The organism is Nocardia sp. alder85J (assembly GCF_020176955.2).
GTDB lineage: Bacteria > Actinomycetota > Actinomycetes > Mycobacteriales > Mycobacteriaceae > Nocardia.
Genome location: NZ_JAIUCZ020000001.1, coordinates 378,682 through 390,521, shown reverse-complemented (window position 1 = coordinate 390,521; position 11,840 = coordinate 378,682). Strand labels below are relative to the sequence as shown.

General features: G+C 65.7%; 12 protein-coding genes and 2 pseudogenes. 8 read left to right on the top strand and 6 right to left on the bottom strand.

Annotated elements, in window-relative coordinates; all coding sequences use genetic code 11:
• Positions 1–885 precede the first annotated feature (885 nt).
• Both LBW94_RS01850 and LBW94_RS01845 read left to right on the top strand, forming a co-directional pair.
• Complete coding sequence (locus tag LBW94_RS01850) at positions 886–2,025, top strand: glutathione-independent formaldehyde dehydrogenase (RefSeq protein ID WP_225061818.1); 1,140 nt, start codon at positions 886–888, stop codon at positions 2,023–2,025.
• 132 nt (positions 2,026–2,157) lie between these two features.
• Positions 2,158–2,571 carry a GlcG/HbpS family heme-binding protein gene (locus tag LBW94_RS01845; protein ID WP_225061819.1) on the top strand — a complete coding sequence of 138 codons (414 nt, stop codon included), beginning with the start codon at positions 2,158–2,160 and terminating at the stop codon, positions 2,569–2,571.
• A 21-nt stretch (positions 2,572–2,592) separates the two neighbouring features.
• On the opposite strand, the gene LBW94_RS01840 is transcribed toward LBW94_RS01845, so the two are convergent.
• Together LBW94_RS01840 and LBW94_RS44340 are read right to left on the bottom strand one after the other, a co-directional pair.
• A complete protein-coding gene (locus LBW94_RS01840) occupies positions 2,593–3,414 on the bottom strand; it encodes a PucR family transcriptional regulator (protein WP_225061820.1) in 822 nt (273 codons plus the stop codon).
• A gap of 128 nt (positions 3,415–3,542) precedes the next feature.
• Positions 3,543–3,800: pseudogene (locus LBW94_RS44340) on the bottom strand (TipAS antibiotic-recognition domain-containing protein); the annotation flags it as partial.
• Between LBW94_RS44340 and LBW94_RS01835 the strand changes: the two are divergent.
• Positions 3,711–4,136: a hypothetical protein gene (locus tag LBW94_RS01835; RefSeq protein WP_225061831.1), complete on the top strand. Its 426-nt coding sequence runs from the start codon at positions 3,711–3,713 to the stop codon at positions 4,134–4,136. The pseudogene LBW94_RS44340 and the gene LBW94_RS01835 overlap by 90 nt on opposite strands.
• Before the next feature lie 7 nt (positions 4,137–4,143).
• Here the strand turns inward: LBW94_RS01835 and LBW94_RS01830 are convergent, their stop codons facing one another.
• Positions 4,144–5,856: an AMP-binding protein gene (locus LBW94_RS01830; RefSeq protein ID WP_416276839.1), complete on the bottom strand. Its 1,713-nt coding sequence runs from the start codon at positions 5,854–5,856 to the stop codon at positions 4,144–4,146.
• On the bottom strand, positions 5,796–5,951 hold the full coding sequence (locus LBW94_RS01825; RefSeq protein ID WP_225061822.1) for a hypothetical protein: 156 nt from the start codon (positions 5,949–5,951) through the stop codon (positions 5,796–5,798). Before LBW94_RS01825 ends, LBW94_RS01830 begins: the two co-directional genes overlap by 61 nt.
• Before the next feature lie 137 nt (positions 5,952–6,088).
• Here LBW94_RS01825 and LBW94_RS01820 point away from each other — a divergent pair, with 137 nt between their 5' ends.
• A complete protein-coding gene (locus tag LBW94_RS01820; RefSeq protein WP_225061823.1) occupies positions 6,089–7,192 on the top strand; it encodes a GAF domain-containing sensor histidine kinase in 1,104 nt (367 codons plus the stop codon).
• Between the two features lie 14 nt (positions 7,193–7,206).
• Entirely contained in the window at positions 7,207–7,779 is a 573-nt protein-coding gene (locus LBW94_RS01815; protein ID WP_225061824.1) for a response regulator transcription factor, read from the top strand.
• Positions 7,780–7,941: 162 nt separating this feature from the next.
• Here the strand turns inward: LBW94_RS01815 and LBW94_RS44335 are convergent.
• A pseudogene (locus tag LBW94_RS44335) lies at positions 7,942–8,084 on the bottom strand (AMP-binding enzyme); the annotation flags it as partial.
• A gap of 167 nt (positions 8,085–8,251) precedes the next feature.
• Here LBW94_RS44335 and LBW94_RS01810 point away from each other — a divergent pair.
• Positions 8,252–8,551 carry a transposase gene (locus LBW94_RS01810; RefSeq protein ID WP_323137782.1) on the top strand — a complete coding sequence of 100 codons (300 nt, stop codon included), beginning with the start codon at positions 8,252–8,254 and terminating at the stop codon, positions 8,549–8,551.
• Positions 8,527–9,435 carry an IS3 family transposase gene (locus LBW94_RS01805; protein WP_225061830.1) on the top strand — a complete coding sequence of 303 codons (909 nt, stop codon included), beginning with the start codon at positions 8,527–8,529 and terminating at the stop codon, positions 9,433–9,435. Before LBW94_RS01810 ends, LBW94_RS01805 begins: the two co-directional genes overlap by 25 nt.
• A 12-nt stretch (positions 9,436–9,447) precedes the next feature.
• On the opposite strand, the gene LBW94_RS01800 is transcribed toward LBW94_RS01805, so the two are convergent.
• A complete protein-coding gene (locus tag LBW94_RS01800; RefSeq protein ID WP_225061826.1) occupies positions 9,448–9,639 on the bottom strand; it encodes a hypothetical protein in 192 nt (63 codons plus the stop codon).
• A 195-nt stretch (positions 9,640–9,834) separates the two neighbouring features.
• Here LBW94_RS01800 and LBW94_RS01795 point away from each other — a divergent pair, with 195 nt between their 5' ends.
• Positions 9,835–11,733 carry an alkyl/aryl-sulfatase gene (locus LBW94_RS01795; RefSeq protein WP_225061827.1) on the top strand — a complete coding sequence of 633 codons (1,899 nt, stop codon included), beginning with the start codon at positions 9,835–9,837 and terminating at the stop codon, positions 11,731–11,733.
• The last annotated feature ends 107 nt before the right edge of the window (positions 11,734–11,840 follow it).

Below are 11,840 nucleotides of genomic sequence, written 5' to 3'. Positions count from 1 at the left end.
ATACGTTGGACCGCAACATGATTCGCCGAACAACGCCGACGGGAGGATCTCGGTGACACTGCAACCGGTGACCGGCTTACCGTCGGTCGTGCGACTTACGAATATGACTGTCGGAGTGGTCCCAGCCGGGATCGAACCAGCGACATCAACGGCGTCGATATCCCGGATGGGCCGGCAGGCCGCCGGGGGGGTCGAACGGATCCATCAAACCGTGCTCGTGCGTGCCGATGCGGCCCGATTGATCGACGCCGACTCGCGCGTGCGGGCGAAAAAAGGTGCGCCGCAACAGGTCCCAGCCCGGTCGACCGCGCCGAGACCGGGTCCGAACACCGCGACATGATCTGCGCGAACGGCTTCCCGCTCGCCGTCGCGCTGTCCGCGGCCAATGTCGACGATCACCTGGTGTCACCCACACTGCTCGGCCGGGGCCGCCCCGCCACCGGCTCACCACCCTGATCACGGACGAGGGATACGACTACCCCAGCGTGTACACCGAACCGGCCATCCGATGGGAATGACGCACCGACATCCATCACGGATTCCTCGACCTCGCCGCAGCACTGATCTGCTGGCGACGACTCGGCAACCGTTGCAGGAAAGGAGCCGATCGAGCCCCGCAAATCAATAGAAAAATATCGACCCCCCTAGCGATCGTGGAGCCGAAAGAGGAGACTCCTTGGTGGAGGGAATCCCACGCCGGGAACGCGCCCACTGCTGATCGGCCGTATTGTGAAACATGGCGGTGTGCCAACGTCCCGATATGGTCGCCAATTCCGCGCGCAGTCGCGTTGTCTGCCCCGGCAGCAATGTTCATTCGGTCGGTCGCTCGCATGTCACCGCCTGCCGGGCATCAACCGGAAACGCCGCATGTGAGGGAGTGTCGAGATGAAAGCGCTGGTGTACGACGGGCCACGTGAGGTCCATGTGAAAAATGTGCCCGATGCGAGGATCGAAGAGCCGACCGATGTGCTGGTGAAGATCACCAGCACCAATATTTGCGGATCGGATCTACACATGTACGAGGGCCGCACCGATCTGGAGCCCGGGATGGTCCTCGGTCACGAGAATTTGGGGATCGTGGCAGGGGTGGGCAATGCGGTGGTCAAGGTCTCACCTGGGGATCGGGTGTGCCTGCCGTTCAACATCGGCTGCGGTTTCTGCCGAAACTGCGAGGAAGGTCTGACCGCGTTCTGCCTGACGGTACATCCGGATCCGAAGATGGCCGGCGCCGCATTCGGTTTCGCGGGGATGGGACCGTTCTGGGGCGGACAGGCGGAGTATCTGCGGGTGCCGTTCGGCGACTTCAACTGTCTGCGGCTGCCCGAGGATGCCGCGGACAAGGAAACCGACTACGTGATGCTCTCCGACATCTTTCCCACCGGATGGCACTGCACTCGCCTGGCCGACATGCAACCCGGCGATTCGATGGTGATCTACGGAGCCGGGCCGGTCGGTCTGATGGCGGCGTACTCGGCGATGATCCAGGGCGCGAGCAAGGTGATGATCGTCGACCGGCACCCCGACCGGCTGCGGCTCGCCGAGCAGATCGGGGCCGTACCCATCGACGACTCCACCGGCGACCCGGTCGAGCAGGTCCTCGATCAGACCGACGGGCACGGTGCCGACAAGGGCTGTGAATGTGTCGGGTACCAGGCGCACGACCCGCAAGGTCACGAAGACGCCGCGATGACGATGAACCGGCTCGTCGACTCGGTGCGCTTCACCGGCCACATCGGCGTGGTCGGCATCTTCCTGCCGCAGGACCGACACGGCCCCGACGAACTCGAACGCAACGGCAAAATCGCCTTCGACATGGGCAAATTCTGGTTCAAGGGGCAGAAGATCGGTACCGGACAGGCCAACGTCAAGCACTACAACCGGCAGCTGCGCGACCTGATCCACCAGGGCCGGGCCACACCGTCCTGGATCGTTTCTCACGAACTCCCGCTGGCCGAGGCCGAGTCCGGCTATCAGCATTTCGATGCCCGGGACGACGGATGGACCAAGGTCGTCATGCATCCGTGAGGCGTCCCGGACCGAGAGGAGCACAACCATGGCAACGACACTGCGGGGCAAGCGGATCGCGATATCGACCGCCGCCGGGGCGTCCCGTCGGGCGGTCGTCGAGCTGTTCGCGAAGCCCCGAGGGAGCGGGTCATGACAGTGAACCAGACCTCGGTGTCCCTCGACGATGCGCAGCGGATGATCGCCGCCGGACAGGCCAAAGCCGAGGAGATCGAGTCGCCGTCGAACATCGCGGTGGTCGATGCCGGCGGCAACCTCGTGGCCCACGTGCGCATGGATGGTGCCTGGATCGCCAGCATCGACATCTCGATCAACAAGGCGTTCACCGCGCGGGCGCTGGACATCTCGACCGAGGACCTCGCGGCCGACGCGGGTCCGGGAGGGCAGTTCTACGGGATACACGCCTCCAACGGGGGGCGCATCATGATCTTCGCCGGCGGTGTGCCGCTGCGGCGCAACGGCCGGGTCGTCGGCGCGGTCGGCGTCAGCGGTGGCACCGGAGAGCAGGACAAAGCCGTCGCCGAGGCGGCCGTGGCGGCGATGTGAGCAGTGGATTATGTCGACGGGTCAGCCCGGGGACAGCAATTGCCATGCGCGCGTTGCGGCTTGGAGATTGAATCGGATATTCACATCACGTAGGTCGAAGCCGGTGAGTTCGCGGATGCGGCCGAGGCGATAGCGCAGGGTGCTGCGATGGATGTGTAGTACGTCGGCGGAATCGTCGTAGTTGCCGCCGCATTCGAGATACTGGGCCAGGGTGTACACGAGATCCGAATGCCGGGTGACATCGTAGTCCAGGAGTGTGCCGAGCCATTCGCGTACGAAGCGATCGACCTGACCGTCGGCGTGCGCGGCGTCGACCAGACGATAGAAGCCGAGTTCTTCGAATGCCGTCGCGCCGTCCGGGATTCGCGACTTCAGCCGGATGTGGACGGCCCGGTGTGCGTCGGCGAACGAGCGCACGAAATCGCACGGCTGCTTACATCGATCGCTGATTCCGATGGTGATCGGTGTGGCGTCGAGGCGTTCGTGGATCGCGTGGTGGAAGGCGCCTGGATCCGGTCTGCGGTCGGTGATCAGCACGACCGTTCCGTTGTGGCGGCCCTGGATGTATTGCAGGCTCAGCGCCGACGCGGCGCGGCTCGCGGCGTCTGCGATCGCATCGTCGGCGCGGCCCGGGTTGTGCACCACGACAACGTAGTGCGTTCCGTGCAGGTCGTGCCCCAACGCTTCTGCGCGGGCGTAGGCACGGTCGTTGTCGGTGCCGGCGGCGAGATCGTCGACGAGCTCGCGACGTAGCCGCAGTTCGATCTCGGCGAGAGTGCGTTGATGTGCGAGTTCGAGGGCGAGCATGGTGCTGCCGTAGACCAGGGCGAGCACCTCGTGCACCCGCGTCTGCTGTTGCCAGCCTCTGTGCGGGTCTGCTTTCCCGGCGGCGACACACTGGCGCGGCGGCAGTTCGCCAGGATCGCGTCGTGAATGTACTGCGATAGTCCAGGGGCCATGTCGTCGTAGTTGAGTCCGAGTCTGCGATTGGCTCGGTACTCCTCGGCCAAGCGGCGATGTGTGTCGAAATCGCAGTCGTGGAACCAGCGTTCGAGGTGTCGGCGGTGTCGTTCTGCCAGGTCTGTGACTGCCGGATCGTCAGGTGGAGTGCCTGCGTGCATCGCGTCGGCGAGTGACTGGTGGATGTCGCGCTGTTCGGCGCGCAGAGCCAGCCAGTCCTGTTTGGTGTATCGGCTGCTTCGATGCTGTCGCTCGACGAACTCCGGCAGGCCGCCCCAACGTTGCTCGGCTTCGTCGGCGGTGTCGACGAGACGGTCGCCGCCGAAGACCTCGAGTCGTTCGGCAGGCGTGAGGGTGATACCGGCCTTACGGGCACTGAGCTCCCTGTCGATCAGCGCGACCATGGCTTGATGGCGAACAATCCGGTCGCTCAGGAGTTCATGCTGGCGCCGCAGATGATCCTCGTCGGAAAGACCGGAATCGTTGAGCTTGTGGAAACGTTCCGCACTCACGTCGCGAGCGCGTGTCCGCGGCGGTGCTGCACCACGTCGAGGACAACGAGTACCTGGCCCGGCCCGCAAGGCTCCCGACCGGTCGTCGGCTGATCAGCACTCACGCGTTCCTGCTCGCGGCGGCGTCGCCCAGGTCGAGGACTTGGACGGACTTTTCTCGCATCTCGACCTTGCGGATCTTCCCGGTGACGGTCATCGGGAAGTCGTCCACGACCAGGACGTACCGCGGGATCTTGTAATGCGCGAGTTTCCCGGTGGCGAAGGCCCGGAGGCTCTCGGCCGTCACCTCGCCCGCTCCGTCTCGGACCTTGACCCACGCACAGAGCTCTTCGCCGTACTTGACGTCCGGCACGCCGATGACCTGCGCGTCGACGATGTCGGGGTGGGTGAAGAGGAACTCCTCGATTTCGCGCGGGTAGATGTTTTCCCCGCCGCGGATGACCATGTCCTTGATCCGGCCGGTGATGTCGACGTACCCGTCGGCGTCCATGACCGCGAGGTCGCCGGTGTGCATCCACCGTGCGGCGTCGATGACCTCGGCGGTCTTCTCCGGGTCGTTCCAGTAGCCCAGCATCACCGAGTACCCGCGGGTGCACAGTTCTCCGGCCTCGCCGCGCGGCACGGTCAGGCCGGTGACCGGGTCGACCAGTTTGATCTCCAGATGCGGGTGCACCCGCCCGACCGTCGAGACGCGCAGTTCGAGGGAGTCGTCCATGCGCGTCTGGGTCGAGACGGGACTGGTCTCGGTCATGCCGTAACAGATGGTGACCTGCTCCATGCCCATCCGGGACACGACCTGCCTCATCACCTCGCTCGGGCACGGCGACCCGGCCATGATCCCGGTGCGCAGGCTCGAGAGGTCGTAGTTCGCGAAGTCCGGGTGGTTGAGCTCGGCGATGAACATCGTCGGCACGCCGTACAGCGAGGTGCATCGCTCTCGCTGCACCGCTTCGAGGGTCGCCCCGGGGTCGAAGCCCGGTGCCGGGATGACCATCGTGCAGCCGCGTGAGGTGCAGGCCAGATTGCCCATCACCATGCCGAAGCAGTGATAGAACGGCACCGGGATACACACCCTGTCCTCCGGCGTGTAGCCGCACAGCGCGCCGACGAAGTACCCGTTGTTGAGGATGTTGTGGTGCGACAGGGTCGCGCCCTTCGGGAAACCCGTCGTCCCGGAGGTGTACTGGATGTTGATCGGGTCGTCCGGGGACAAGGCCGCCTGCGCCGCCGCCAGCCGGGCCGCTTCCCCGCTTCGGCCTGCCGCCAGCAACCCGTCCCAGTCGCCGGATCCGATCAGCACCACCGCACGCAGCTGAGGACAGTTCCCGCGAACTTCCTCGATCATTCCGGCGTAGTCCGAGGTCTTGAACTCCCGCGCCGACACCAGCACCGAGATCCCGGCCTCCGTCAGCACGTACTCGAGTTCGTGCGTCCGGTAGCTCGGGTTGATGTTGACGAGGATGGCGCCGATCTTCGCCGTCGCGTACTGCAGCAGCGTCCACTCGGCCATGTTCGGTGCCCAGATCCCGACCCGGTCGCCCTTCGCCACGCCGGTCTCCAGCAGACCCAGCGCGAGGACGTCGACGTCGTCGCGCAGTTGCGCGTAGGTCCACCGCCGTCCCGTCGGCACCTCGACCAGGGCTTCCCGGTCTGGGCCCGCGGCGACGGTGCGGTCGAAGTCGTCCCCGATGGTGTCGCCGAGCAGCGGCACGTCGGAAGTGCCGGAAGCGTAGGACTGTGCCGTGCTGCTGTTCACGCCCGCTGACCTTTCACCGGAGCCGGGATCACTGGTGGGCTCGACAGCACCGGCCATGGTTCGTCCGCTGCCGGGCGGTAGACGTCGGCCCGCAGGACGACACCGTCGCGCCTGGTGGCCGGCACGTCGTGTTCGATCGTCACGTCAAGCACAGGTCGCCTCGTTCCTCGCACCGATGAGAATGACCGGACTCTGACAGACCGGCGACGACCCCGGCACACCCGAATGGGTGTAGCGGCGGAAGAATTCCGGCCGTGACAGACACCGGCGCGCAGTGTTTGATGTGGACATGCGAGCGCACCCGCTTGTCCGACTCGACGAGCAGTACACCGACCTGCTTGCCGCGCTGGACCGTGGCGAGGCGCTGCGGCGCGCCCTGGCGCTGCTCGCCGAGGGCTCGGATGTGGCCTGGACCGCCCGTCCCGACGCGGACGGTGTGCTGACACTGGAACAGGTCACCGGCGATTGGACAGGCGTGCTCCGCGCGCTGCGGGTGCCGCCCGACACGGGCTTGACCGGCAAGGTGTTCCGGGCCGGGCGCGCGGAATGGGTCGACGACTACTTCCGCAGCCAAAAAATCACCCACGACTTCGATCGCCAGATGGCCACCGAAAAGGTGCGGCGGGTGCTGGCCGTCCCGTTGCTCCGCGACGGCGAACCGCTCGGCGTCCTCGCCCTCGGCCCCCGCGAGGACGGAACGTTCGGCGACCGTGACATCGAACGCGCCTCGGCGATCGCGGCCCAGGCGGCGCTGGCGGTTTCGGTCGCCGAACGCGCCCGGCTGAGCCGGGAGATCGCGGTCCACGAGGAACGTCGGCGGATAGCGGCCGACCTGCACGACAGCGTGGGTGCGCTGTTGTTCGCCATCGGTTCCGGTATGGCCGATCTCGCCGAAGCCAACCAGACCGACCCCGAACTGCGCGCCCGGCTCGGCCGGTTGCAAAGGCAGGCTGCGGAAGCGACCGCGGCCCTGCGCGATTCGCTGCGCACGCTGCGTTCGTCGCCGGCCGCGCTCGCGCTCGGGGTCGCGCTGCGCGCGGACTGCGAGTCCTTCGCCGACCGCACCGGCCTACCCGCGGAGCTCGTCATCCTGGACGAGGAACCGCCCGAGCTCGCCCCGTCCCGATCGGACGTTCTCCTCACCGCGGTCCGCGAAGCCCTGCTGAACGTGGAAAAGCACGCGCACGCCAGCGCCGTCACAGTATCGGTGCGACGAAGTGATCCCTGGCTGACGATCGCCGTGCACGACGACGGCGTGGGCTTGCGGCCGGACTACGCGCCCGGCCTCGGACTCACCAGCACCGCCGAAGCGCTCGCCCGGTTGGGTGGTTCCGTCCGGGTCGTGTCCGATCCGGACGGGGGCACGATCTGGCGGGCCCGGCTGCCGTGCTGACCCGCATCGTGATCGTGGACGACCATCCCGTCGTCCACGACGGCGTCGCCGCGCAGTTACAGCGGTACCCGGACATGGTTGTCGTCGGCCACGCCGGCACGGGTGCGGAAGCAGTGACGGTCTGCGCCGCGGAACGGCCCGACGTCGTGCTGCTCGACCTGCGGCTGCCCGACTGTCTCGCCGCCGACGTCGTGCCCGCGGTGCACCGGGCCAGCCCGGACTGCCGCATTCTGCTGTTCACCGCATTTCCCGAACACGCCGCAGTGGCACCGACGCTGGCCGCCGGCGCCTGCGGGATCCTGGTGAAACACGCGGGCAGCAAGACGATCCGGGACGCCATCCGCAGCGTCGTCCGCACCGGGACCTTTCGGACCGGCGCGCCCGCGTCGTCGACCGCGCCGGTCACCGCCCGGGAATACGACGTGCTCCGGCTGGTCGCGGCCGGGCATACCAATCCCGAAATCGGCACCGAGCTGAACCTGTCGGTGAACACCGTGAAGACCTACCTGCGCACCGTGATGCACAAGCTCGGCGCCCGGAACCGAGTCCAGCTCATCGCCAACGCCCGCGGCCAGGGCCTGCTCTGAAGCGGTCCCTTGTAACTGTCGGACGGCTGCCGACGTGGTGACGCGGCGCAACAGGTGGCAGGCCGGCAAGGGTGAAGCCGTAGCCGGTGGCGACCCGATGATGGGACGGCGGGCCGAACGTGAGATCCAGACCGACGCGACACACCGTGACACGGGCGCCGGTCACCGCTGCCACAGCAGGTACCGCTGGATCTTGCCGCTGGGGGTGTTCGGAAGCGCGTCGATAAGTGGACCGCGCGCGGGTAGGCGTGCTTGGAGTAGTTGTCCCGCACCAACCGCTGAAGTTCCGCGGCCAGCTCGTCGTTCTCTTCGGCTTCGCCGCCGAGGCCGGCTTGTCACGGCCCTTGTCCATGGTGAAGGCGCAGTCGCTGCCGTGATATCCCTTGCCCGCAAGGGTGATCAGGGCCGCGGCTGGACCGTTCCCGGTTCGGTGGACACGAGGGCCAAAGCCGCCCGGTAGTACGGGAGTTCAGTGGTGGGATCGACGCGGCGGAGGTTCACCGATGAGTACAAGGCTCAGGCGGTAGGATTCGTTCGGGATGAAGGTCGGCCGGTGGCTGAGGTGGCACGAAATATCGGTGTCCACGAGATGACGTTGAGGAATTGGTTGAAGAAGGCGAAGGAATCCGGCGGCGATGAATCCGCCGGCCAGGATTTGACCGACTCGGAGCGGGCCGAGTTGGAGCGTTTGCGTGCGGAGAACGCGGAGTTGAAGATGCAGGTCGCGTTCGCAAAAAAAGTTGCGACCTGGTTCGCGAAAGACCAGCGGTAAAGTTCGCTGCGATCGCGGGCCGGGTCGAATCCGGAGGTTTCGGTATCGAGTTCACGTGCCGGGAGCTGGGTGTTTCCCGGCCGGGGTATTACGCGTGGCGTGGCCGTGGCGCGTCCGACCACGACCGGGAGGATGTCACGTTGACCGGACTGATCCGGGCGATATCGGAGAAACTGCGCGGTAATCCGGGCGTGCGCCGTATCCATGCAGGTCCGGCCGTGGCCGGGTGGCGGGTGTCGCGCAAGCGGGGGTGGCGGTTGATGCGGGCCGCGGGCCTGCGTGGCAGGCACCCGAAACCGTTCCGGCGGACCACGATTGCGGGTGCGAGGCCGGTCGGCGCACCGGACCTCATCGGCCGGGACTTCGTACCCGGTGACGGTGCGGGCCGTCGCTGGTGTGGCGACATCACGTACGTGAAAACCTGGTCCGGGTGGGCCTATATGGCCACGGTAATCGATCTGCACGACCGGTCGGTGATCGGGTGGGCCGTCGCCGATCATATGCGCACCGGCCTGGTCGTCGAGGCACTGGAAATGGCTCTGGGGCGTCGCCGGCCGGAGCCTGGTGTGATCTTTCACAGCGATCGCGGCGCGCAATATACTTCGCGAGAATTTGACCGATATTGCCGCCGGAACAGCGTCCACTGGCCCCTCGGCCGGACTGGATCATGCTTCGATAATGCCGTTTCGGAATCGCTGTTCGCGACCTACGAGAAGGAGTTGATCCACACTCGGCCGTGGCCGTCGGTGGAGGTGCTTCGGAAGGCGACATTCGACTGGATCGAGAACTACTACAACGTGCAACGCAGGCATTCTACGCTCAACTATTTGACACCCCGGGAATATGCCCCAGGATACAGGGAAATCAGTCAGATCGCGGTTTGATCCGGTGTCCATTCAACCGGGAACACTCCACTGCTGGCGTTCTTGCTGCCATTGCATGATCTCGTGGAAGACCTTCGTTTGCCGGCGGGCCAGGCGCAGGCCCTCGTTGCCGTCGATGGTGCGGATCTCCACAGTGGCATCCGGTGGGTTTTTCACCGGTCGTTTCCCGGTCCGGTCGCTGTTGCTGCCGGCTTTGTCGGACATCTCAGTATTGCGTCCTCTCGGATGATCATGCACGCGACCAGCGGCAGTTGAGTGCGTTTGTCGAGGGCTCCGAGGTCCGCTCTGCGTGCGGATTCGCAGGGCGTGTTCACCTCTTTCGGGTGACCCAATTGTGATTGCTGAAGGTTAGCCTGACTGTGTCGAGCGAGACATCTCTCCCCCGCGAACGGAGTCAGCATGTGCTACCGGCCCAAACCCGCGACGACGCACACCGCGCAGGTCAACCGCGATGCGGCCGCGCTCTACGACCTCGGGAACACGCAGGACTTCACCGATTCCCGCCGCGGGCTGATCGCCGAGCTGCCGGGAAACGTCACCAAGGACGACGGGACGGTGATCTTCGATCCGCAAGACTTCGACTGGATCGGCGATGAGGACCCCGCACCGGACACGGTGGACCCGAGCCTGTGGCGCCAAAGCCAGATCATTCGCCACGGTGGCCTGTACAAAGTGACCGATGGGCTCTACCAGGTACGCAACAACGACATCGCCAACCTGACCGTGGTCGAGGGCGAGGACGGACTGATCATCATCGACTGCATGGCCGGGGTCGAATCCGCGCGCCAGGGCATGGAAATGATTCGCGAGCACGTCAGCGACAAGCCCGTCGCGGCGGTGGTCTACACCCACACCCACATCGACCACTACGGCGGCGTCAAGGGCGTGGTCGGTGCCGAGGATGTCTCGTCGGGGAAGGTGCCGATCATCGCGCCCGGCCACCAGTTCGACAAGCATGCGCTCGGGGAGAACGTCATCGCCGGTAACGCCATGGCCCGACGCAGCTTCTACGCCTTCGGTGGCCTGCTGGATCTGAACGCGCACGGGCACATCACCTGCGGTCTGGGCATCGTGAGCACCGCCGGCCCGATGGTGTCCTACATTTCTCCCACGGATCTGATCACCGAGACCGGTACCAAACGGGAGATCGCGGGCATCGAGTTCGAATTCCTCTACGCCCCCGATACCGAGGCTCCGGAGGAAATGCACATCTGGATACCGCAACTCAAAGCCTTGACCTGTGCGGAAAACGCCAACCACTCACTGCACAACATCCAAACCCTGCGCGGCGCACGGACCCGCGATGCCCGCAACTTCGCCCGCTACCTCGACGAGACCCTCGAACGCTGGGGCGACGAGGCGCAGGTGCACTACGGCCCGCACACCTGGCCGGTCTGGGGCAACGAGCAGATCACCGGGTTCATCGAATCACAGCGCGATGCTTACAAATACATTCACGACCAGGCGCTGCGCTTGGCGAACAAGGGGTACACCCCGCTCGAGGCCGCCGAGGTCATCGAACTACCCGAGGAGTTGCGCCGGAACTGGGCCAACCGTGGCTATCACGGCACCCTGCACCACGATGTGCGCGCGGTATTCACCAAGGAACTGGGCATGTGGGACGGCGACCCGGTCTCACTGCACCCGCATCCCCCGGTGGAATCCGCGCACCGGTTCGTCGAATTCGCCGGAGCCGACGCCATTCTCGCCGAGGGCAAGCGCGCATTCGAGGCCGGTGACTACCGATGGGCCACCGAAATCCTGCACACACTCGTCTTCGCCGACCCGGACAACACCGCTGCCCGCGAGCTGCAAGCCGATGCCTACGAGCAGATGGGTTATCAGGCCGAGGGCCCGCAGTGGCGCGGGATCTTCCTCAGTGCGGCAAAGGAATTGCGTTTGGGCGTGCAACCGCCGCCGTACGTGACCGCCAGCCAGGACACCATCCTCGCTATGCCGGTGGAGCTCCTACTGGACTTCCTCGCCGTACAGATCATCGGCGATAAGGCTGCCGACTCCGATATCACGATCAACCTGGACTTCACCGACCTCGGCGAACAATGGACGCTGTGGATCAAGCGAGGGGTTCTCAACGCACGCCGCGGACACGCTGCCGATGCGCGTCTGACCGTCACCGGCCCCAAACAAGCCCTCACCGGTGTTCTGCTGAAACCGGCTGTAGCCGAGAGGCTCTCATCGAGCAAGGCAATCCAGCTCGACGGCGATCCGGTGGCGTTGAAGGAACTGGGTGCGGTCCTGGACGTCTTCGAGCCGACATTCCCGATCGTGACACCCTGATCCGGCCTCGAGGGTGCAATGGCGCCTGTATCTCACGCTACCTCGATCGGCTACTTGGTAACCTGGACACTGCTGGTCGTGTCGGAAATCCCACGGCAGCAGGACAA

Coding starts and splice junctions, on each gene's coding strand:
- LBW94_RS01850 (WP_225061818.1), top strand. CDS start 886: ATGAAAGCGCTGGTGTACGACGGGCCACGTGAGGTCCATGTGAAAAAT.
- LBW94_RS01845 (WP_225061819.1), top strand. CDS start 2,158: ATGACAGTGAACCAGACCTCGGTGTCCCTCGACGATGCGCAGCGGATG.
- LBW94_RS01830 (WP_416276839.1), bottom strand. CDS start 5,856: ATGGCCGGTGCTGTCGAGCCCACCAGTGATCCCGGCTCCGGTGAAAGG.
- LBW94_RS01820 (WP_225061823.1), top strand. CDS start 6,089: ATGCGAGCGCACCCGCTTGTCCGACTCGACGAGCAGTACACCGACCTG.
- LBW94_RS01800 (WP_225061826.1), bottom strand. CDS start 9,639: ATGTCCGACAAAGCCGGCAGCAACAGCGACCGGACCGGGAAACGACCG.
- LBW94_RS01795 (WP_225061827.1), top strand. CDS start 9,835: ATGTGCTACCGGCCCAAACCCGCGACGACGCACACCGCGCAGGTCAAC.